The sequence below is a fragment of the Pseudoalteromonas sp. 2CM41L genome, assembly GCF_023161905.1.
Lineage (GTDB): Bacteria > Pseudomonadota > Gammaproteobacteria > Enterobacterales > Alteromonadaceae > Pseudoalteromonas > Pseudoalteromonas atlantica.
This window is the reverse complement of sequence record NZ_JALNTN010000008.1, coordinates 78639-99869: the sequence shown is the minus strand read 5'-3', so window position 1 is coordinate 99869 and position 21231 is coordinate 78639. Positions and strand designations below refer to the sequence as shown.

The window sequence follows — 21231 nt, the reverse complement described above, 5'->3', positions numbered from 1 at the left end:
TGCCGATATTATATGTTATATAGTATCGTCATGCGAGCTTGAGCGCTTTTAAGCGCCTTGATTTATTACATTAATTTAGGTTGCAGTAGTTACTCACAATTTATCTTCTTTTTAGTAATTACATAATGGTACACCTTAGCATTACTTAAACTTTTTAATGTACCTCAGTGTTATAAAATTAATGATAGCTAATAAAATAGCAATTTCGTAACGGCTGTAGGCAACCGCTATACCAATTAAACCCATATTCCATATGCTTGCTGCTGTTGCGGTACCCGATGTAGATTTATTATTTTTTAAAATTGCACCACCGCCAATAAAGCCTATGCCGGTAATAATCCCTTGTAGCATTTTAGATTGCGCTTCTGCACCTTCTAGCACTGACATAGCAATTACCGCATAGCCACATGAGGCAACTGCCACAAGCGGAAAAGTCCTTAACCCTGCGCCATGGTGGCTTCGCTCCCTGTCGTAAGCCATAGGCAGTGCGAGTATGTAGGCAATGCCAAGGTGTACTAAATTATCGATGATTTCGTTCCACTGTAAATCAATTTCCATAATGTTCTCTATTAGTTAAGGGTGTAAACTAATAGCAACCTACAGGCCAGCTTATTTTATTGCTTAAAATCAATGTGTTAAATTTAAATGTGAGAGGCGTTAATTGATTAATTGGTAACATTTACATAGTTAATTTACGCTTTTACAGATAAACCCTGCCTATGCGTTTAATTAATTATGCAAAGTGCGTATTATTTTATTATTAAACATTAATAAACAGTATTTCACTTGCCTTTACATACAACCAAGCTTGAAAAAACAGCGTTATTACTTTGCCTTACTCTTTGTGCTATTGCATTTTTGGCGCCTCAATTACTCACCAATCATTTGCAACCGCTTATAAATAACGCCTTAAGTTTTTTAGGGGCGCCGTTTTTTTTGTTAGTAAATTTTTTATTACTTGCAGTCATCGTTATTGCCATAAGCCCGCTTGGGAGGCGAAAAGTAGGAGGTGACAATGCCCGTATTGAATTTGGCTTATTTGGCTGGCTTTCTATGCTTTTTGCCGCAGGGATGGGGTCGGGCTTAATTTTTTGGGGAGTTGCAGAGCCTGCGTTGAATGTAGTCAATTCTCCTTTAAAACATACACTTTACCCTGACAAAGTAAGTAGTGCTTTAGCGCTGACGTTGGTTAACTGGGGGGCGCATGCGTGGGCTCTTTATGCAGTATTTGGGCTTGTGTTAGGTGGCTTAACAAAAAACAGTCATTGCAGTGGTGATATTAGCGAACCGGTAATCAGTGCATTAAAAGGCGCAATAAATATAAAATACCAAAACAGGCTTACCTTTATTGTTAAATTAGTGGCCGTGCTCGCCATTTTTTTTGGTGTGGTTGGGACAATTGCAAACTCTACGTTATTGCTACGCAAGGGAATTGAAATAAACCTAGGGATAGAGTCCGCGCTTGTATCTGGTTTTATCATAATCAGCTTAATTGTATTGCTGTATACAATATCGGCTAAGCTTGGGCTTAAAAAAGGTATTCAAACATTGAGTAAGTTTAATGTTTGGTTGGCTTTTTTACTTTTATTGTGGCTGCTTTTGTTAATGCCCATACAGCCTATAATGGCTATTGCCATTGATGGCACAAGGGATTACCTACGGCTTATTTTTACAGGGGCATGGCAATTACAAAGCCAACTTAATAACCCCGAGTGGGCAAATGGCTGGACCTACAATTATTATTTTTGGTGGTTAGCGTGGGGACCTTTTGTTGGCGTGTTTTTAGCTAAAATTAGCCAAGGCCGGCCAGTGTGGCAATATATAATGGGCGTAGTTTTGCTACCTACGCTTGTGACTATTGTGTGGTTTAGTGTGTTTTCAGGCTCGGCTATCGCATGGGATAAAACCTACCATGCCGGTATTTTAGATGCCATTAAAGCCGACTATACCCAAGGGCTATTTATATTTTTTCAGCAACTAGGCTGGCAAGGCGCCGTACTTATTTGGTCAAGCTTGTTACTGTTACTTATTTTTGTGGTTACCTCAGCCGATTCGGCCATATTAGTAATACGTGATTTAACAAATAGCAAAAAGGCAAAAGCATGGAGTATTTATGGTTGGTCACTCGCGCTTGGGCTTTGTGCCTTTATATTACTGGTACAAAATAATGAGCCACTAAACAGAACCATTGCTATTATTGGCGCTTTACCGTTTTTAGTTATTTTTATTTTGCAGCTGGTGGGTTTTATAAAAGAGTGTATAAGTGAATTTAAGTATTAGGGCTTAAACCCATTTTATTAATAAAAGGATGACGCACTGTATTAAATTGTACGCTTAGGCCCTTAGGCCGTGCAAAATTAAGTTTATAGAACAGGTATACATATTTTTACAATACTATTTTTAAAGATGTTTATAATTTAGGTAATGTTTTTGATCAGGATGAGTCATGAGAGCGCTAACTTTATGTTTATGTGTTATTTACCTAAGTGGCTGCACAGTCGCTGGTGTTATAATTGATGGGCAGGCACAGTCAAATGCACGCGCCAATAAATATAGTAATAGCCCAGCTCGCTCTGAGCCTTATAAAAATCCACTCGAATCTCTACCGAAAGACAAAAACGGGTTTAGTTTTACCGATATAGGGTTAAAAATAGATTCATTGCTGATCAATTTAGTAAAAGGTGAGGGCGATACGGTACAAGTGTGTAGGCAAGTGAGTAAAGTATTGAAAGAGTGTGTAGAAGTAGATAAATCTGATCTACACACTAATGAGATTACGCAGTTAAAAACTGACTATGAAATGATAAGTGTTGGTCAATAAAGCTGCTTATAAAAAAGTAACTATGATCGTAGCCAGCTTGCATTTCAATGCTAAGCGGGTAACCTTTATTTTTAGCAACAGCCGCTAAATTTTGTGGCTTAAGTTGCTCCTCTAAAAACCCATCGGCATCGCCCTGCGTAACAAGCATAGGGAGAAAATCAGCCTGCTGCGCTTTTTTCATCAACTCGCACGAATCGTATTGAGCCCAGAGCTCTTTGTCAGTGCCTAAGTAACCCGTAAATGCTTTCACGCCCCATGGGCAGTCAATTGGGTTAACAATAGGGCTAAAGGCCGAAGCGCTAACAAACGCTTTAGGGTTTTTAAGTGCCACCATTAAAGCGCCGTGCCCGCCCATAGAGTGACCACTAATTGCTTTAGTACTGGTTACTGGGAAGTGTTGTTCAATAAGCATAGGTAGTTCATCAACTACATAGTCATACATATTAAAATGTGTATTGAACGGTGCTTGTGTTGCGTTTACGTAGAAGCCTGCGCCTTGGCCAAAGTCGTAGTTATCGTCATCAGGGACATTATCACCACGTGGGCTTGTATCAGGCGCTACAATTGCAATACCCAGCTCAGCCGCTTTTTTAAATGCGCCGGCTTTTTGCATAAAGTTTTCGTCTGTACAGGTTAAACCCGATAGCCAATAAAGCACTGGCACTTTATTTGTTTCGCTTGCGCCAGGGGGTAAAAATACCGCAAAACGCATTGTGCAATGGGTACTTGTTGCAGTGTGGGTGTACTGTTTGTGCCATCCACCTGCTACTTTTGTACTTGAGATATTTTCTAACATAAAAATCCTTAAAAGCCGCAAACAATTAAGTATTACGGCTTTTTAATACATAGGTTACCAATAGCGTATTAGTAGTGAATTACTGTACGAATACTTTTACCTTCGTGCATTAAATCAAACGCATCGTTAATTTCTTCAAGGCTCATGGTATGCGTAATAAAGTCGTTAAGAGCAAATTCGCCTGCCATGTAACGCTCAACAATTTCAGGTAATTGCGAACGGCCTTTAACGCCACCAAATGCGCTACCACGCCATACACGGCCAGTTACTAGTTGGAAAGGACGGGTTGAAATTTCTTGGCCAGCACCGGCTACACCAATAATTACCGACTCACCCCAACCTTTATGACAACACTCAAGTGCTGAGCGCATTACATCAACGTTACCAATACACTCAAACGAGTAATCAACACCGCCATCGGTCATATCAACAATCACTTCTTGGATAGGCTTGTCGAAGTCTTTAGGGTTTACTAAATCGGTTGCGCCAAGTTTTGTTGCAAGGTCAAATTTGCTGGTATTAATATCAACACCAATAATGCGACCCGCGCCTGCCATTTTTGCACCAATAATAGCCGATAAACCAATGCCACCTAAGCCAAAAATAGCCACGGTATCGCCAGGTTTTACGTTTGCAGTGTTTGTTACCGCGCCCATACCTGTGGTTACGCCACAGCCTAATAAACAAATTTCTTCAAGCGACGCTTCTTTGTTTACTTTTGCGAGTGAAATTTCTGGAAGTACTGAGTACTCAGAAAAAGTAGACGTCCCCATGTAGTGATAAATTGGTTGGCCGTCTTTAAAAAAGCGTGTAGTGCCATCTGGCATTAGGCCTTTACCTTGTGTTTCGCGCACTGCTGAGCACAGGTTAGTTTTGCCTGAAGTACACATTTTACATACGCCACATTCAGCGGTGTAAAGTGGAATAACGTGATCGCCTACTTCAACACTGGTTACGCCTTCGCCCACTGCATACACAACGCCTGCACCTTCGTGGCCTAAAATTGCTGGGAAAATACCTTCAGGATCTTCACCTGATAAAGTAAATGCATCAGTGTGACAAACACCAGTAGCGGTAATTTTTACCATTACTTCGCCTTTTTTAGGCATCATTACATCAACTTCTTCAACGCTTAACGGTTGGTTTGGACCCCACGCAATAGCTGCTTTTGATTTTATAAATTCAGACATGTGTTTATCCTTTGTAGTGGTTTTAAATAACAATTGTAGACCCAATTTGTTTGGGTGATGACGCTATTGTATTTGTTTCTCAAATAATGATAATCTCCGATTTATTAAAACACTTTTACAGTATGGTAATAATGGCGCGTTGGGATGGCATAGACGAATTTATAGCAGTGGGTGAAGAGGGTAGTTTTACAGCAGCGGCTAATGTACTGGGGTTGTCGGTTGCTCATATAAGTCGCCATGTAACGGCGCTGGAGCAGCGTTTAAACACCCAGTTACTCACCCGTACCACCCGCAAAGTGGTATTAACTAAAGAAGGTGAAGCCTTTTTACATCAAACTAAGCAATTACAACATGCTATGGACGATGCCACGCAAAGCTTAGCAACGCAGCAAACAACGCCTAAAGGTAAAATTAAATTAACAGCACCGGTTATGTATGGTGAAACTTTTATTATGCCCATTGTGCACAATTTTATGCATGCTCATCCTGAGGTCGAAGTAATTGCTACGCTTTCTAACGAGCAAGAAAATTTACTCGAAGGCGGGTTTGATTTAGCCATTCGGTTAGGGCATTTAAAAGATTCAAGCCACAGAGCACGGCGTTTAAGTGCTAGGCGCTTTATAATGTGTGCCTCCCCAGATTATTTATCCCGAGTAGGTGAGCCTCATACCCTAGGCGAGCTAAACCAACATCAATGTTTAATTGGTAATAGCAGTTACTGGCGAGTAAACGAAAACGGCCGCGATAAACACATTAAAATTGCAGGACGCTTGCGCTGTAATAGTGGTTGGGCATTGGTTGATGGTGCAAAAAAAGGCTTAGGAATAGTGCAGCTGCCAAATTATTACATTGAAAATGAGCTAAGAACGGGCGAGCTTGTGCCAGTATTAACTTCTTATCAGCCGGATCAAGAAGGCGTGTGGGGAATTTACCCACCGCGTCAGTTTGTTGCCACCAACGTAAGAGTATTACTTGATTATTTAGTGGCCGGGCTTGAATAAAGCGCGTTTAAAATATAGCCAAGTATAAGATTTATAAATTATTTCTTACATTTATGGTCATATTCAATTCATCTTAGTTCGTGCTACTATAGCCGCACACTTTTAGCATAAATGTTTTAAATAATATGTTTCAACCGGTTAGCTTATTTATAGGGCTCAGATATAGCCGCTCCTCCAAAGGAAATGCGTTTATATCGTTTATCTCGTTTTTTTCTATTGCCGGAATAGCCATAGGGCTAATGGCCTTGTTCACTGTAAGCAGTGTAATGAATGGCTTTGAAAACAGTTTAAAAACAAATATGTTAGGGCTCATTCCTCACGTAGAAGTACAAGCCAATAAACACACCAGCGCACAAATGACAGCGTTAAAAGCCGATTTAGAGCGCTCAGATTATGTAGATCACGTAAGCCTTTACCGCCACGGCGAAGCCATCTTACAAACCAATAAAGATTTACACGGCGTATTACTGCAAGGCTTGTATGGCAATAACGGATCGCTATATAAAATTACCGATAAAGTTGTGCAGGGCAATTGGCAAAACGTTTTAAATAATAGCTACAACATAGCTATTAGCCGTTATTTAAGCCGTAAACTTGGCGTTGGTATGGGAGAAAAACTGCGCGTAATTATGCCTAATGCCTCAACTTACACGCCGCTTGGGCGCGTACCTAGTCAGCGTTTATTTAAAATAGCCGCAATATACGAAACCGGCTCAGAGATAGATATGAGCCTTGCATTTACCAGCGGCGCATCTTTACAGCGGGTATTAAAGCTTAACAAAAATACCGCGCCTAACTTAAGTGTGTCGTTACATGAACCCTTTGAATTAGCGCAATTTACAAAGGACAGCCAGCGCATTTTACGCGATTACCAAGTAAGTGACTGGCGCAGTAGCCAAGGTACTTTATTTGCCGCGGTTGCCATGGAAAAACGTATTATGTCTATGTTGTTAGGGCTGATTGTATTAGTGGCTGTATTTAATATTGTTTCGGCACTGACTATGATGGTGAGTGAAAAACAAGGCGAAGTGGCGATATTACAAACCTTAGGTTTAACGCCTTCACAAGTACAAAAAGTGTTTATGGTGCAAGGCTTGTATAACGGGGTGATTGGCACCGCGATAGGGGCACTTTTAGGTGTGTTGTTTAGCTTATATATTAATGAACTACTCGCTGCTGTGGGGCTAAACCTACTAGCAGGTGTAGAGCTTCCGGTAAAATTTGATGTGTTAAGCCTCGTTATTATTGCGCTTAGCAGTATTGCAATGAGCTTTTTAGCCACTTTATATCCTGCGCGCAAAGCCGCAAAAGTAAAACCAGCAGAGGTATTGCGTTATGAATGATTTAGTTATTAGCTGTCAAAACTTAAGTAAAGTTTATCAAGATGGCCAAAACCAAGTAGAAGTATTAAAGGGGGTGGACTTATCTCTTAACCAAGGGGATATGCTGGCTATAGTGGGCAGCTCAGGCTCAGGGAAAAGTACCTTATTACATATTTTAGGAACCCTTGATACGGCTACATCGGGTAGCGCGAAAATAAAAAATCAAGACGTTGCTAAATTATCGCGAACAGAGCAGGCGGCGTTTAGAAATAAAAACTTGGGCTTTATTTATCAGTTTCACCATTTATTAATGGAATTTAGTGCGGTTGAAAACGTGGCTATGCCGCTGCTAATTAAAGGGCTCAACGCAAAAGAGGCTAAAGAGCAAGCCCTGCAAATGCTAGATAAAGTAGGCTTAGCGCATCGCTGTGAGCATAAGCCTTCGGCATTGTCTGGCGGAGAGCGCCAGCGTGTTGCTATTGCTCGAGCGCTGGTGACTAAACCCGCATTAGTGTTAGCCGACGAACCTACCGGTAACCTTGATAAGCAAAACGCGATTAAAATTTACGATTTAATTAATGAGCTAAATAAAAGCTTAAATACTAGTTTTGTGGTGGTTACTCACGACTTAGAGCTTGCAGACAAGCTAGGTAAAATTGCGTATTTAGATGATGGGAAACTTGCCATTAAAGAGTCGCACCATGTTGCTTAGTTTATTTTTAAGTGAACGCTTTAGAGCGTATTCTGGTCATAAAGACGAAAAAAACGCATTTGTAAGCTTTATTGCCAAAGCCTCTACCGTTGGTATTTTATTAGGGGTGGCGGTGTTAATTGTTGCGCTTTCGGTTATTAATGGCTTTGAGCAGCAATTAGTGCATCGTTTATTAAGTGTGGTACCACAAGTTGAATACGTAGCGCCTAGCCGACCGATTGCTGATTGGCCTAACAAAGTAGAAAAACTTAAAGCAGAGCCCCATGTTACAGGTGCTGCGCCATTTATAGCAGTAAATGGTATGGCGCAATTTAAAAGCCAGCTTAAAGCGGTAGAAATACGCGGCGTTGAACCTAGCTATGAAGGGAATGTATCGGCCATAAATCAATTTACCAAAGGCACACTGGTTAGTCAGCTGCGCACGAATGACGTTATTTTAGGCAAGCAAATTGTAAAGCAATTAGGCGCTAATAAAGGCGATAATATTACTTTACTCATTCCTAAAATTAGCGAGCAAGGCAAGTCTCTATTAGCCCCTAAACGCGTAACGTTAACACTTGCGGGCATTATAGAAATGGGTGGGCCAATTGACAGTAGCGCTGCATTTATTCACTTAAATAAAGCACAGTCAGTTTTAGGTTACGACGCCAGCCAAGTGACAGGTTTACGATTGAGCGTAGATGATGTGTTTGCTGCGCATCAAATTGCACTGCGAGTAGGGCAAACTATTAGTGATTATGTGTATGTCTCTAGCTGGTTTAGAACGCAAGGTAGCCTGTATCAAGATATTCAAATGGTACGCACAATTGTGTACATTGTGGTGTTTTTAATTATAGCGGTAGCTAGTTTTAACATTGTATCGTCGCTTGTAATGGAAGTGCGCGAAAAACAAGGCAACATAGCTATTCTAAAAACTATGGGTGCTAAAGACAGTACCATTTTAGCTACCTTTGTCATGCAAGGTTTAACGCAAGCCTTTGTTGGCGTGTTACTTGGTACACTAGTTGGGGTTATATTAGCGCTTAACATTAGTGAGCTGTTTACATGGGTTAGCCAGTTATTTGCAGCTAATCCGCTTGAAGGTGTTTATTTTATTGAGTTTTTACCCAGTAAATTAGTACTCAGTGATATTGGAATAACAGTTATTGTTACCTTTGTTTTAGCTGTACTTGCTACTATTTACCCGGCGTGGCAAGCAACTCGAGTCGACCCTGCCAAGGTGCTGGGTAATTAACAACTCTTTATAGTGTAAATATCAATAGGGCAGCGTGCCTTAAGCTGCTAAACTGCGCGCTCATTTAACGTGGGCGCTCTAATTTAGTCTCGCTCTCTACTCAGGAAATTACTTTGACAAATAACGATATTTTACGCCGTGTTCGCTATACCTTTAATTTAACCGATACTGCCATGGTCGGTATTTTTGCTGCCGCAGAGGCTACAGTTACCACTGAGCAAGTCGTTGCATGGTTAACAAAAGAGGGTGAGCAAGGGTTTGTTAAAATGTCAGACACTGAGTTTGCTACGTTTTTAAATGGCTTTATTAATACTAAGCGTGGCAAGCGCGAAGGCCCACAGCCAGTGCCAGAGGCTAAGTTAAATAATAATATTATTTTTATGAAGCTACGTATTGCTCTAAACATGAAAGCAGAAGATGTAATAGCAACACTTGCACAGGTTGACTTTGAATTAAGTAAACATGAGCTCAGTGCGTTTTCTCGCAAAGTAGAAAATAAACATTACCGTGTGTGTAACGACCAAGTTTTGCGTTTGTTTTTAACAGGTGTTCAGCAGCAGTATCGCCCTGCAGAGTAGATAAATTATTTAACGCTAAAAGCTCAGCAATTGCTGAGCTTTTTTGTAGTTAATGTTTGCGGTTAAGAAAAGGCCTTATCAGTAAGAGATTGCTGCATTTGCTCTCGCATTTTAAACTTTTGCAGTTTGCCTGTTACTGTCATTGGGTAACTCTCTACAAAGCGAATATAACGGGGCATTTTAAAATAGGCGAGTTTGTCTTTTAAAAATGCACGTATTGCTTGCTCATCAAGTACTGCATCTTCTTTTGGCTGGATCCACGCACACACTTCTTCGCCGTACTTCTCATCACTAATACCAAATATAGCGGCATCTTGAATACCTGGGTAAGTGTAAAGAACCTCTTCAATTTCGCGTGGGTAAATGTTTTCGCCACCTCGAATGATCATGTCTTTAATGCGGCCAACAATACTCACAAACCCTTCGCTGTCCATTACCCCTAAATCACCAGAGTGTAACCAGCCTTCGTCATCTATAGTGGCTTTTGTTTTTTCTTCGTCATTCCAATAGCAGCGCATTATACCGGCGCCCTTACTGCATACTTCACCAGGTACACCTATTTTTTGAATGTTACCCAGTTCGTCAATAATTTTAACCTCAGTGTGAGCAAGGGCACGCCCAACGGTTGTTACTTGGCGCTCTATTGATGAGTCGGTTTCGGTTATATTGTTGATTGGGCTGCACTCAGTTTGCCCGTACGCAATTAATACCTGATGCATGTTCATTTGTGTTTGTACTTTACGCATGACTTGCTCAGGGCACGTTGAGCCAGCCATTACACCAGTGCGTAAAGTGCTGAGGTTATAATTGGTAAAATTAGGCAGCTCTAGTTGGCTAATAAACATAGTAGGCACACCATGCAGCGCGGTGCACCCCTCTTGCTGCACAACATCAAGCGTGGTTTTTGCATCAAACGCATCGCTTGGGTATATAGCTGCGGCACCTTTACTTACACATAGCAGGCTGCCAAGCACCATCGCAAAACAATGATACAGAGGCACAGGTATGCACAGCTTGTCTTGTGCTGTAAAATGCATAGCCTCTGCAACAAATAGCGCATTATTTAGTATGTTTTTATGGGTGAGTGTAGCGCCTTTAGGGTTGCCCGTGGTGCCAGAGGTAAACTGTATATTTATGTCTTGATCCGCGTTTAAATTTGCTGCAATCGCATTTAATTCAAGCTTGTGGGCTGGGGTGGCAAAATTCATCACATCAGCAAACGTAAACATACCAGGGCTTTTTTCATTGCCAATGCGTATTACATTTTTAAGGCTAGGTAGGGCATGTGCATTTAGCTCACCGGGTTCACATTGGGTAAGTTCAGGCGCTAAGCTGTTAAGCATGTCTATATAATTGCTGCCTTTAAAATGTGACGCGGTAATTAATGTGCTGCATTCTACCGAGTTCAAAGCATAGGCTAACTCGTTTGGCCTGTAGGCAGGGTTAATGCACACCATAATGGCACCTATTTTGGCGCTCGCAAATTGGGTTAAACACCACTCAATGTTATTAGGTGACCATATTCCTACTCTATCTCCTGGTTTAACGCCTATTGCTAGTAGCCCCATAGCGAGTTGATTAACTTTATTTTGAAATGCTTTATACGTTAAGCGTACATTTTGATGGCTAACAACGACAGCGAGCGAATCAGGGTGTTTGTCGACAATAAAGTCAAAGTACTCGCCAATCGTTTTATCCGTTAGCGGCGTGCTTTGCGCACCTTTAAAATAGCTTTTTGTAAGCGGTAATGTGTTTATTTGTTCTACTTCTTTTACCGAGCGCGATGGTGTGTGCATGTGCTTCTCCGTATTAATGTGTGTCAGTTATTTTTATCAATCCGTGCTGATAAGTCAGTATTCATTTGCTTAGCCACGAATAGCTGTGTAGCAAAATAAAAAATAGTTAAGCGAATTGTTATAGGCTGTAGTTAAAATAAACACAAGTTGTCGACAAAGAAAGAGTGGTTAGACTAATGTACTAAGCATAAAGAAAAGTTAAATCAAACGTTTTACAGATGGGCAATAAAAACTAACTTTAATAAAGACATAAAAAAACGCCACTAAATGGCGTTTTTATAGTTTGTTTTAATCGCTTTGTGACTTATAGCTCGTCACTGCGGTAGGTTTTTTTCATAATGTATACATAGGCATTAACAAAAGCGTTTTCTTGGTACTTTTTAAGGCCTGTGTCTTCAAACGCAATAGGTATAGGGTTGCGTTTAAGCTGCTCTTTAATTTCGGTCGTTGAGAACACGCGAACGTCTAACTCTTCAATTAATTGAATCGCTGTTTCCATTTTAAAGCCCTTTGCACTGCCTGCAAATTTACCTTTAGGTTGGCGCTCACGAATGGCAACAGAATCAATTTGGTAATCTTGCATTAGTTTTGCAAAATCAAATTGAAACTTACGCATTATTTCAGTGTCGTTACCGTTACCTAAGGTAAAGCGTGTTTGGCGCACATCGCGAATATCAAATACGTCGTTATCTTTACTTAAAATACAAAGTAGTACATCACTACCGGTAATTTCTACACCACATGTTCTCATTGCTGTTCTCTAATATAACTTAATTGCTTGGTATTATACCCAACATCTAACAAATTGCGAGAGCAAGGCGGCGCAGGTGCATTTTAATAATCAATAAACTCAAGTTGTCACATGCTTAATTTAAATTAGCGAGCGAAAAACAAAAAAATGACAATTTTAGGTAAAATTTCAAGTAATGAGCGCGCTTTAAACTTGTAATTGATACTCTATCACGCGACAATATCTTTTTTGTAGTTGAGCAGACTCAGCATCTACATTAGTCATTTATGGCGAAAAATAGTCAATGCTTATTCGTAAAAGCGTTGTCGAGTCATTCTCATTTAATTTATTTAAAAATACACGTGATACATTGTAGGTGTCACCACTGTATGTAAGGATTTATAATGCCAGTTATTACTCTTCCTGACGGCAGTCAGCGTAGTTTTGAAAACCCTGTAAGTACTCTTGATGTAGCTAACGACATTGGCCCAGGCCTTGCTAAAGCAACCATTGCTGGTCGTGTTAATGGCGAGCGTGTTGATGCGTGCGATATGATCAACGAAGATTCGCGCCTTGAGATCATCACCGCAAAAGATGACGACGGCCTAGAGATTATTCGTCACTCGTGTGCTCACTTAATCGGTCACGCAGTGAAGCAGCTTTTCCCAGACGCTAAAATGGCTATTGGTCCAACTATTGATAACGGTTTTTACTACGATATTGATATGGAACATTCTTTGTCTCAAGAAGACTTAGACGCCATTGAAAAGCGTATGTTGCAACTTGCAAAAACAAACTACGACGTAGTGAAAAAAAATGTAAGCTGGCAAGAAGCACGCGATACGTTTGAAGCGCGTGGCGAAACATACAAAATGGAAATTTTGGACGAAAACATCGCAAAAGATGATCGCCCAGGATTATACCACCACGAAGAATACGTAGACATGTGTCGTGGCCCGCACGTACCAAACATGAAATTTTGCCAAAACTTCAAAATAATGAAAGTAGCTGGCGCTTATTGGCGTGGCGACTCTGAAAACAAAATGCTACAGCGTATTTACGGCACAGCGTGGGGCGATAAAAAGCAACTTAAAGCGTACCTTAAACGCTTAGAAGAGGCTGAAAAACGCGATCACCGTCGTATTGGTAAAGCGCTTGATTTATGGCACTGGCAAGAAGAAGCGCCAGGTATGGTATTTTGGCACAACGATGGTTGGAGCATTTACCGCGAGCTTGAAGAATTTGTTCGTGAAAAACTGCGTGAGTACAGCTACGAAGAAGTTAAAGGTCCAATGATGATGGACCGCTCTTTGTGGGAAAAATCAGGTCACTGGGAAAAATACTCAGACGCCATGTTTACCACAGAGTCAGAAAAACGTGAATACGCTATAAAACCAATGAACTGCCCAGGTCACGTGCAAATTTTTAACCAAGGTTTAAAATCGTACCGTGATTTACCACTGCGTATGGCTGAGTTTGGTTGTTGTCACCGTAACGAACCATCAGGCGCTTTACACGGCTTAATGCGTGTACGTGGCTTTACACAAGATGATGCTCACGTGTTCTGTACAGAAGAGCAAGTAATGGACGAAGTTTCAGCGTGTATTAAGATGGTTTATGATACATATGAGACATTCGGTTTTGACAAAATTGTAGTTAAGCTTTCTACGCGTCCTGAAAAACGCATCGGCGACGATGAAATTTGGGACAAAGCAGAGGTTGCATTAGCCGATGCACTTAAAGCAAACGACATTGAATTTGATTACCTACCAGGTGAAGGTGCCTTTTACGGACCTAAAATTGAATTTACTTTGTACGATTGTTTAGACAGAGCGTGGCAATGTGGTACAGTGCAACTCGACTTTGCATTACCGGGTCGTTTAGGCGCTACTTATGTAGCAGAAAATAACGAACGACGCACTCCAGTTATGATACACCGTGCTATTTTAGGCTCAATTGAGCGCTTTATCGGTATTTTAACTGAAGAGTACGCTGGTTTATTCCCAACGTGGCTTGCTCCAAAGCAAGTGGTAATTATGAACATTACCGATAAACAAGCAGATTACGTGCACGAAATTGTACAAAAATTAAATAAACTTGGAATTAGAGCCGCTGCTGACTTGAGAAATGAGAAGATTGGCTTTAAAATCCGAGAACATACACTTAAGCGTATTCCTTACTTACTCGTTGTTGGCGATAAAGAAGTTGAACAACAGGAAGTAGCAGTACGTACCCGCACAGGTGAAGACCTAGGCAAATTTAATGTTGATGATTTTGTAGCTAAAATTAGCGAAGAAATTAAAAATCGACAGTAAAAATCGAGCGTGTAGGGCAATCACAAACAGCCAACTACGCGCTTATATTATTGATATTCTTGGAGGAACGTACCATTAGAGGCGGCAAGAAAGGGCAACAAACAGCTCAAAAAAATCGTATTAACGAAGAAATTACAGCTCAAGAAGTTCGTTTAATCGACATCGAAGGCGAACAAGCTGGAATTCAGTCATTAAAAGACGCACAAGCTATGGCTGATGCAGCGGGTGTTGATCTTGTAGAGATTAGCCCAAACGCTGAGCCGCCTGTTTGTAAGGTTATGGACTACGGTAAGTTCATCTTTGAAAAAAGCAAAGAACTAAAAGAGCAGAAGAAGAAGCAAAAGCAAATCCAGATTAAAGAAATCAAATTCCGTCCTGGCACGGATGAAGGTGACTATCAGGTTAAGCTGCGCAACTTACGTAAGTTCTTAGAAGCTGGCGATAAAGCTAAGATTACTATCCGCTTCCGTGGCCGCGAAATGGCTCACCAAGAAATTGGTATCGAATTATTAAACCGTGTTAAGGCTGATTTAGAAGAACTTGCAGTAGTCGAGTCTTTCCCAAATCGTGTTGAAGGCCGCCAAATGGTTATGATGATGGCGCCTGTTGCTAAAAAATAATTTTTAAGCGATAATACGCACCGAATTTAGCTCAGGTACCCAAGTAATATGCAAATATTCACCTGTGCTAACCGGTTTTAAAGTAAAATTGCGGCATTTTTGCTGGGTTTTCACCGGAATATGGCAGTAAGTTAGGCCTAAAAGTGGAGCTATAGAAATATATCTCACGCCTGCTTACTAATTTTTAAGCAATACATTTGGAGTTATTGCAATGGCTTATAAGCTAAAAAGTCACAGAGGCGCTGCTAAGCGTTTCAAGAAAACTGCTTCTGGCGGTTTCAAGCGTAAACAAGCGCATCTTCGTCACATTCTGACTAAGAAAACTTCTAAGCGTAAGTTACACCTACGTCCTAAGATGATGGTTCATAAAAATGACCATGGTCTAGTTTCACGTATGTTACCATTCGCTTAATAGGGGTTTTTAGAAATGGCAAGAGTTAAACGCGGCGTTGTCGCACGTGCACGTCACAAAAAAGTTTTAAAGCAAGCTAAAGGTTACTACGGAGCACGTTCACGTGTTTACCGCGTAGCTTTCCAGGCAGTTACTAAAGCGGGTCAATACGCTTACCGTGACCGTCGTGCTAAGAAACGTACTTTCCGTCAATTATGGATTGCACGTATCAATGCAGCTTCACGTCAAAATGGTCTGTCTTACAGCCGTTTTATCAATGGTCTTAAAAAGACTTCTGTAGAAATCGATCGTAAGATCCTTGCAGATATCGCTGTTTACGACCAAGTTGCATTTGCAGCGCTTGTTGAAAAAGCAAAAGAAGGCCTAGCGGCAGCTTAAGCTTTTTTAAATAAGTAATAAAGAGGAGCCCTAGGCTCCTTTTTTTGTGCCTGTAATTTAAGACTCGCTTAATAATATACCCCCGCAATAATACTTTATTATTTTGATGGCTAAATGTGTCGTTATCTGCGTTAAAAAACTCTCATTAAGAACTACTAAATAGCGAAGTTTTCCCTAGCTATTAACACGTTTATCCATTCTCAAAATAGATCACTTAATTAAGCGGATTGGTATAAACAACGAATTGCTTGCTAAGCTATTGACACTTTTCCCCAGCCTTAAAATTAACTACTTTAATAATCACTTTATTGAGTCCATGGGTATAAACGAGCTTTCTTTTTTGTTGAATCACCGCACTTTTATAATATCGCTATGTTTACTTGGTATAATTTATTTTATTAAAGCGTTTGTTAGAGAAAACTATGTTTGCAAGCCTGTTATTTCTATCTGCAATTGTGGCAGATAACAGTCATTTACCGCCACTTATTCCTTGGCAAGGTGATAGCGTTTCGTTATTACAACAGCAAGGCCCGTTAACCACTGATTTTGAGTTATCACAGGGCAAAGCCTCGCCAAACTATGCCGATACTATGGCGTTTGTAGATAGGCTTGTAGCGGCAAATCCCACGCAGTTTCAGTCTCAAATAATAGGCTACAGTAATAGTAATCGCGCTATTAAAATGTTGGTTGCCAGTGAGCAAGGTTTTTTTGAAGCTGGGCAAATGGCCAACAGCACTAAGCCAACCGTTTTTATCCAAGCCGGTATTCATGCAGGTGAGATAGATGGTAAAGACGCCATGTTTATGTTGCTGCGCGATATTGCGACAGGTAAGCGCCGGGATATTTTAAAAAAGGTAAACATACTTTTTATTCCTATTTTAAACGTAGATGGGCATGAACGCAGCAGCGCATTTAATCGCATAAATCAGCGCGGCCCTGAAAAAATGGGCTTTAGAACCAATGCAAATAATCTAAACCTTAATCGCGATTTCACTAAGTTAGATACACCAGAGGTGAGAAGTGTTTTAAAGGTTATTAACGATTACAACCCAAACTTATACATTGATGTGCATGTTACCGATGGCGCCGATTATCAGTACGATGTGACCTATGGTTATAACCCTGTATTTGCAAGCGAATCGCCTGCTATATCTGATGCATTAGATCAGTATATAAAGCCGGTTATTGACGAAACATTACAAAAGCAAGGGCATATACCTGGGCCATTGGTATTTGTTATGGATAAACGCGACTTTAAAAAAGGCCTTGCAGGTTGGGTGGCTACACCGCGTTTTTCAAACGGGTGGGGCGATTTAAAATCATTACCAACAATTTTAGTCGAAAACCATTCTTTAAAACCTTATCAACAACGCGTATTAGGCACCTATGTATTTTTAGATGGGGCAATAAACGCGCTTTCTCAGTACAGTCATGAGCTTTCGAACGCCGTTAAAAAAGAGCAAGAATTTGTACCTGAGAAACTAATTGTTAAACGAGGTTATGCTAAACAAGCAGACACGATTAGTGAGTTTAAAGGGGTAGAATACACATCAAGTGTAAGTGCGCTTTCGGGGCAAACTGAGGTTAAATATTTAGGTAAAGCCTATACCTACACTGACTTACCGATTTATTGGCAAAAAGAGGTTGAACGAGTTGTTGATGTGCCTGAAGCGTTTTTTGTTCCGCCTGCATATAGCGATATAATAGAAAAGCTTAAGTTACATGGGGTGTCAGTAAACAAACTTAAAGGCGCGAATACGCAACCTTTAAAGCTTGCCAAAGTACTTGATTACTCGTTCGATAAAGCCCCATTTGAAGGGCGCTTTAGAGTCTCTGCAAGTTTTGATTATGTACCAGCAATAAATGTTGATTTAGACGGATGGTATCAAGTAAATACGCAGCAAAAAGCAGGGGAGTTAGCGGTTCATTTATTACACCCAGAGGCTCCTGATTCATTTTTTGCGTGGGGTGAGTTTAATACAATTTTTCAACGAACAGAGTACATGGAAAACTACGCGTTAATCCCTTACGCAAGGAAAATGCTTAAAGACAACCCAAAACTTGCTCTCGAGTTTGATAAAAAACTTCAAGATAAAGCATTTGCGCAAGATGCCAATGCACGTTTGCACTGGTTATATTCACACACGCCATTTTATGACGAAGCGTATTTGAAATACCCAATTTTAATGTCGTATGAGCAAGTAGCCGTTATTCCCGATCAAAAAGATAAAGAAATTTAATATGCACGTTATTACGATACCCGTGACTGCTTTTTCTCAAAATTGCAGAATTATTAGCTGTACAGAAACAAAGCAAGCTGTGGTGATAGACCCAGGTGGTGATACACAAAAAATTATAGCCACGCTTAGTGAGCACAAATTAGTACTGAGCGCTATTTGGCTTACACACGGGCATTTAGACCACGTAGGTGCGGCCGATGAATTACGCTCACACTACAATGTGCAAGTTATTGGCCCGCAAAAAGATGAGTCATTTTGGTTTGATAACCTGCCTATGCAAGCACAAATGTTTGGTTTTTCAGCTATTGATGCTTTTTACCCTGACATTTGGCTTAATCATAATGATGTATTAACGCTTGGTAAACTTAGCTTTAGTGTTAAGCATTGCCCTGGGCACACACCGGGTCATATTGTGTTTTATGAGCCTAATCAGCAATGCGTTATTGTTGGTGATGTTATTTTTAAAGGTGCTGTAGGGCGTACAGATTTCCCTAAAGGCAACACTGAGCAGCTCATTGAGTCTATTAAAAGCCATATTTTAACACTTGATGACAACACGCGTATTTTAGCTGGCCATGGTGAAGATACCACTGTAGGCCACGAAAAACGCACTAATCCATTTGTAAGTGGCCAATTTGGTTAATTAAAATCCATGAAAATGCAAAATTATTGCAGACGGAATTTTAAATTGGCTGTATAATTTAACCAGTTTATTAGATAAATAAGAAATAAAATGTCTCTAAATCACGTAGATCGCCAAATTTTGGCACTTTTACAACAGGACGCAAGTCTTTCAACTGCTGAAATTGCAGACAAAGTAGGCTTATCTCAATCACCTTGTTGGCGACGCATTGCAAAGCTTGAACAAGATGGCTATATCAAAAGTAAAGTTGCGCTTTTAGATGAGAAAAAGCTTGGTTTTGACATGCTTGTATACGCACATGTGCGCTTATCAAATCATGGCAAGAAAAACTTAGCTGAATTTGAAAAGCTAATTATGAGCTATGACGAAGTGACAGAATGTTACACAATGGCCGGCACCATGGACTTTATGCTGCGTATAATCTCACAAGGTATAGAAGGCTATGAGCACTTTGTACGTGACAATTTACTCAGCTTAGAATACGTTCAAGAGGTACACTCTAACGTAACCATGACATGTGTAAAACGCAGTACATCTCTTCCTCTATAAAATAAACGACACAAAGTTAAGCTATACTAAGAAAGCTAATAACGGTGTGTGGGAATTGTTAAATGAGCGCTAATTTGGTAACATTTAGCGCTTTTTCGATCCTAACCTAATAACCCCCTGAGGAACTCAATGTTTAACTTACTCAGCAAAGCGCCTAGCTCTGCTAAAAACGATATTTTATCTGGCTTAACTGTAGCACTTGCTTTAGTTCCAGAAGCTGTTGCGTTTGCTTTTGTAGCAAATGTCGAACCTTTAGTTGGTCTCTACGCCGCGTTTATCGTTGGTTTAATTACGGCTATTTTTGGTGGCCGCCCTGGTATGATTTCGGGCGCAACCGGTGCATTAGCTGTTGTAATGGTAAGTTTGGTACTTGATCATGGTGTTGAGTATTTATTTGCCACGGTGTTGCTGATGGGGATACTGCAAATACTCGCGGGTATATTTAAGCTCGGTAAGTTTATTCGCATGGTCCCCCATCCTGTTATGCTCGGCTTTGTTAATGGATTAGCGATAGTAATATTTTTAGCGCAACTAGGGCAGTTTAAAGTGCCAGATGGCGCAGGTGGCCAGCAATGGATGACGGGTAACCCGCTTTACATCATGTTAGGTTTAGTTGCATTAACCATGGCTATCATTCACTTTTTACCTAAGCTCACCACTGCAGTGCCTTCTTCTTTAGTGGCTATTGTAACGGTAACCGCGTTAGTAATAGGCCTTGATTTAGACTCGCGCACTGTACTTGATTTCCTAAAAGGGATGACAGATAATGAAGCGGCTACCATTGCTGGCGGCTTTCCTGAATTTCACATCCCTATGGTTCCATTTACCCTGGAAACTTTTTATATAATTTTTCCGTATGCATTAATTTTAGCGGCTATTGGTTTAATTGAGTCGTTATTAACGCTTAGCTTGATTGATGAAATTACAGAAACCCGTGGTCACTCAAATAAAGAGTGTATTGGCCAAGGTGCTGCTAATGTAACCTGTGGCTTTTTTGGCGCAATGGGTGGCTGTGCCATGATTGGGCAATCAATGATCAACATTAATTCGGGCGGGCGCTCGCGCTTGTCGGGTATAAGTGCTGCACTAATGCTGCTTGCATTTATTATATTTGCTTCAAGTTTAATTGAAATGATCCCACTGGCTGCGCTTGTAGGTGTTATGTTTATGGTTGTACTTGGTACGTTTGAATGGGCAAGCTTTAAAATGATGAAGCGCGTACCACTGTCTGATGCCTTTGTAATTGTATTGGTATCTGGCGTAACCGTAGTAACCGATTTAGCGATTGCTGTGTGTGTTGGTGTTATTGTTTCTGCCTTGGTATTTGCTTGGAATCATGCAAAACATATCTACACAACTAATTACATTGATGAGCAAGGTGCTAAAGTTTACGAGCTTCACGGTCCGCTATTTTTTGGCTCAGTTAAAAACTTTTCTGAGTTATTCGATGTTAAAAACGACCCTAAAGATGTAATTATTGAATTTGAACACAGCCGTGTTGCGGATCACAGTGCCATAGAAGCCATCGACAGCTTAGCTGATAAGTACACTAAAGCAGGTAAACAGCTTCACTTACGTCATTTAAGTAAAGACTGTAAGCAGCTGTTACACAAAGCGCGTGACTTAGTTGAGGTAAACGTAATTGAAGACCCAACTTATAAAGTGGCTTCAGATAAACTTGCCTAGTTTATAAGGTGGCTTTGCCCATACGAGCTGATTGAATCGGCATTTTAAAAGCGAAAGGTTAAAGCCTTTCGCTTTTTTATTGGCTTAACTTTGCGGTAAGGCTCTTAAAAATTAAGACAGTTGGTACTGCTAACACTTTGTAATAATCGATATAATAACAAAACCAGTGGTTAAATTAGCTAACGTAATTTTAACTTATTGGCTAACT

Annotated in this window: 20 protein-coding genes; 15 read left to right on the top strand and 5 right to left on the bottom strand. The window is 40.5% G+C overall.

Annotated features, from left to right (window positions below):
- Nucleotides 1–141: 141 nt before the first annotated feature.
- Complete coding sequence (locus MTF64_RS11545) at nt 142–558, bottom strand: MgtC/SapB family protein (protein WP_004587826.1); 417 nt, start codon at nt 556–558, stop codon at nt 142–144.
- Nucleotides 559–786: 228 nt separating this feature from the next.
- Between MTF64_RS11545 and MTF64_RS11540 the strand changes: the two genes are divergently transcribed.
- Nucleotides 787–2280 carry a BCCT family transporter gene (locus MTF64_RS11540; RefSeq protein WP_248451470.1) on the top strand — a complete coding sequence of 498 codons (1494 nt, stop codon included), beginning with the start codon at nt 787–789 and terminating at the stop codon, nt 2278–2280.
- A gap of 166 nt (nt 2281–2446) precedes the next feature.
- On the top strand, nt 2447–2821 hold the full coding sequence (locus tag MTF64_RS11535; protein ID WP_248451468.1) for a hypothetical protein: 375 nt from the start codon (nt 2447–2449) through the stop codon (nt 2819–2821).
- Here MTF64_RS11535 and fghA read toward each other — a convergent pair.
- Both fghA and MTF64_RS11525 read right to left on the bottom strand, forming a co-directional pair.
- Nucleotides 2775–3617 (bottom strand): S-formylglutathione hydrolase, encoded by an 843-nt coding sequence (gene fghA, locus MTF64_RS11530; RefSeq protein ID WP_004587829.1) that lies wholly within the window; start codon nt 3615–3617, stop codon nt 2775–2777. The two genes, MTF64_RS11535 and fghA, sit on opposite strands and share 47 nt — an antisense overlap.
- 68 nt (nt 3618–3685) lie before the next feature.
- Nucleotides 3686–4807, bottom strand: a complete 1122-nt coding sequence (locus MTF64_RS11525; protein ID WP_248451466.1) for an S-(hydroxymethyl)glutathione dehydrogenase/class III alcohol dehydrogenase — start codon at nt 4805–4807, stop codon at nt 3686–3688.
- Between the two features lie 131 nt (nt 4808–4938).
- On the opposite strand from MTF64_RS11525, the gene MTF64_RS11520 reads away from it, so the two are divergent.
- The 5 genes from MTF64_RS11520 (at nt 4939) to MTF64_RS11500 (ending at nt 9654) form a co-directional block, all read left to right on the top strand.
- Nucleotides 4939–5808, top strand: coding sequence for a LysR family transcriptional regulator (locus tag MTF64_RS11520; protein ID WP_029774426.1), 870 nt, complete (start codon nt 4939–4941; stop codon nt 5806–5808).
- 125 nt (nt 5809–5933) lie between these two features.
- On the top strand, nt 5934–7151 hold the full coding sequence (locus MTF64_RS11515; RefSeq protein WP_248451464.1) for a lipoprotein-releasing ABC transporter permease subunit: 1218 nt from the start codon (nt 5934–5936) through the stop codon (nt 7149–7151).
- The gene (gene lolD, locus MTF64_RS11510; RefSeq protein WP_248451462.1) at nt 7144–7842 is read left to right on the top strand and encodes a lipoprotein-releasing ABC transporter ATP-binding protein LolD; all 699 of its coding nucleotides are present in this window, start codon (nt 7144–7146) and stop codon (nt 7840–7842) included. The genes MTF64_RS11515 and lolD overlap by 8 nt, the downstream gene beginning before the upstream one ends.
- The gene (locus MTF64_RS11505; RefSeq protein ID WP_248451461.1) at nt 7832–9076 is read left to right on the top strand and encodes a lipoprotein-releasing ABC transporter permease subunit; all 1245 of its coding nucleotides are present in this window, start codon (nt 7832–7834) and stop codon (nt 9074–9076) included. The genes lolD and MTF64_RS11505 overlap by 11 nt, the downstream gene beginning before the upstream one ends.
- Before the next feature lie 113 nt (nt 9077–9189).
- A complete protein-coding gene (locus MTF64_RS11500) occupies nt 9190–9654 on the top strand; it encodes a DUF1456 family protein (RefSeq protein WP_054982440.1) in 465 nt (154 codons plus the stop codon).
- A gap of 62 nt (nt 9655–9716) precedes the next feature.
- Here MTF64_RS11500 and MTF64_RS11495 read toward each other — a convergent pair whose 3' ends face one another.
- Together MTF64_RS11495 and MTF64_RS11490 are read right to left on the bottom strand one after the other, a co-directional pair.
- The gene (locus tag MTF64_RS11495; protein WP_248451459.1) at nt 9717–11450 is read right to left on the bottom strand and encodes an AMP-binding protein; all 1734 of its coding nucleotides are present in this window, start codon (nt 11448–11450) and stop codon (nt 9717–9719) included.
- 304 nt (nt 11451–11754) lie between these two features.
- Entirely contained in the window at nt 11755–12201 is a 447-nt protein-coding gene (locus tag MTF64_RS11490; RefSeq protein ID WP_004587837.1) for a DUF3010 family protein, read from the bottom strand.
- A gap of 383 nt (nt 12202–12584) precedes the next feature.
- Between MTF64_RS11490 and thrS the strand changes: the two genes are divergently transcribed.
- From thrS to MTF64_RS11450, 8 genes are all read left to right on the top strand, one after another.
- On the top strand, nt 12585–14495 hold the full coding sequence (gene thrS / locus MTF64_RS11485) for a threonine--tRNA ligase (RefSeq protein WP_004587838.1): 1911 nt from the start codon (nt 12585–12587) through the stop codon (nt 14493–14495).
- Between the two features lie 59 nt (nt 14496–14554).
- On the top strand, nt 14555–15115 hold the full coding sequence (gene infC / locus MTF64_RS11480) for a translation initiation factor IF-3 (protein ID WP_024034072.1): 561 nt from the start codon (nt 14555–14557) through the stop codon (nt 15113–15115).
- Between the two features lie 211 nt (nt 15116–15326).
- Nucleotides 15327–15527: a 50S ribosomal protein L35 gene (gene rpmI / locus MTF64_RS11475; RefSeq protein ID WP_004587840.1), complete on the top strand. Its 201-nt coding sequence runs from the start codon at nt 15327–15329 to the stop codon at nt 15525–15527.
- A 15-nt stretch (nt 15528–15542) separates the two neighbouring features.
- Nucleotides 15543–15905: a 50S ribosomal protein L20 gene (gene rplT, locus MTF64_RS11470; protein ID WP_004587841.1), complete on the top strand. Its 363-nt coding sequence runs from the start codon at nt 15543–15545 to the stop codon at nt 15903–15905.
- Nucleotides 15906–16327: 422 nt separating this feature from the next.
- Nucleotides 16328–18145 carry a M14 family metallopeptidase gene (locus tag MTF64_RS11465; RefSeq protein WP_248451458.1) on the top strand — a complete coding sequence of 606 codons (1818 nt, stop codon included), beginning with the start codon at nt 16328–16330 and terminating at the stop codon, nt 18143–18145.
- A 1-nt stretch (nt 18146) separates the two neighbouring features.
- Nucleotides 18147–18788, top strand: coding sequence for an MBL fold metallo-hydrolase (locus tag MTF64_RS11460; protein ID WP_248451456.1), 642 nt, complete (start codon nt 18147–18149; stop codon nt 18786–18788).
- Between the two features lie 90 nt (nt 18789–18878).
- Nucleotides 18879–19337 carry an Lrp/AsnC family transcriptional regulator gene (locus tag MTF64_RS11455; RefSeq protein WP_002960703.1) on the top strand — a complete coding sequence of 153 codons (459 nt, stop codon included), beginning with the start codon at nt 18879–18881 and terminating at the stop codon, nt 19335–19337.
- A 129-nt stretch (nt 19338–19466) separates the two neighbouring features.
- Nucleotides 19467–21023, top strand: a complete 1557-nt coding sequence (locus MTF64_RS11450; RefSeq protein WP_248451454.1) for a SulP family inorganic anion transporter — start codon at nt 19467–19469, stop codon at nt 21021–21023.
- The last annotated feature ends 208 nt before the right edge of the window (nt 21024–21231 follow it).

Coding starts and splice junctions, on each gene's coding strand:
- MTF64_RS11545 (WP_004587826.1), bottom strand. CDS start 558: ATGGAAATTGATTTACAGTGGAACGAAATCATCGATAATTTAGTACAC.
- MTF64_RS11535 (WP_248451468.1), top strand. CDS start 2,447: ATGAGAGCGCTAACTTTATGTTTATGTGTTATTTACCTAAGTGGCTGC.
- fghA (WP_004587829.1), bottom strand. CDS start 3,617: ATGTTAGAAAATATCTCAAGTACAAAAGTAGCAGGTGGATGGCACAAA.
- MTF64_RS11525 (WP_248451466.1), bottom strand. CDS start 4,807: ATGTCTGAATTTATAAAATCAAAAGCAGCTATTGCGTGGGGTCCAAAC.
- MTF64_RS11520 (WP_029774426.1), top strand. CDS start 4,939: ATGGCGCGTTGGGATGGCATAGACGAATTTATAGCAGTGGGTGAAGAG.
- MTF64_RS11515 (WP_248451464.1), top strand. CDS start 5,934: ATGTTTCAACCGGTTAGCTTATTTATAGGGCTCAGATATAGCCGCTCC.
- lolD (WP_248451462.1), top strand. CDS start 7,144: ATGAATGATTTAGTTATTAGCTGTCAAAACTTAAGTAAAGTTTATCAA.
- MTF64_RS11505 (WP_248451461.1), top strand. CDS start 7,832: ATGTTGCTTAGTTTATTTTTAAGTGAACGCTTTAGAGCGTATTCTGGT.
- MTF64_RS11495 (WP_248451459.1), bottom strand. CDS start 11,450: ATGCACACACCATCGCGCTCGGTAAAAGAAGTAGAACAAATAAACACA.
- MTF64_RS11490 (WP_004587837.1), bottom strand. CDS start 12,201: ATGAGAACATGTGGTGTAGAAATTACCGGTAGTGATGTACTACTTTGT.
- thrS (WP_004587838.1), top strand. CDS start 12,585: ATGCCAGTTATTACTCTTCCTGACGGCAGTCAGCGTAGTTTTGAAAAC.
- rpmI (WP_004587840.1), top strand. CDS start 15,327: ATGGCTTATAAGCTAAAAAGTCACAGAGGCGCTGCTAAGCGTTTCAAG.
- rplT (WP_004587841.1), top strand. CDS start 15,543: ATGGCAAGAGTTAAACGCGGCGTTGTCGCACGTGCACGTCACAAAAAA.
- MTF64_RS11465 (WP_248451458.1), top strand. CDS start 16,328: ATGTTTGCAAGCCTGTTATTTCTATCTGCAATTGTGGCAGATAACAGT.
- MTF64_RS11460 (WP_248451456.1), top strand. CDS start 18,147: ATGCACGTTATTACGATACCCGTGACTGCTTTTTCTCAAAATTGCAGA.
- MTF64_RS11455 (WP_002960703.1), top strand. CDS start 18,879: ATGTCTCTAAATCACGTAGATCGCCAAATTTTGGCACTTTTACAACAG.
- MTF64_RS11450 (WP_248451454.1), top strand. CDS start 19,467: ATGTTTAACTTACTCAGCAAAGCGCCTAGCTCTGCTAAAAACGATATT.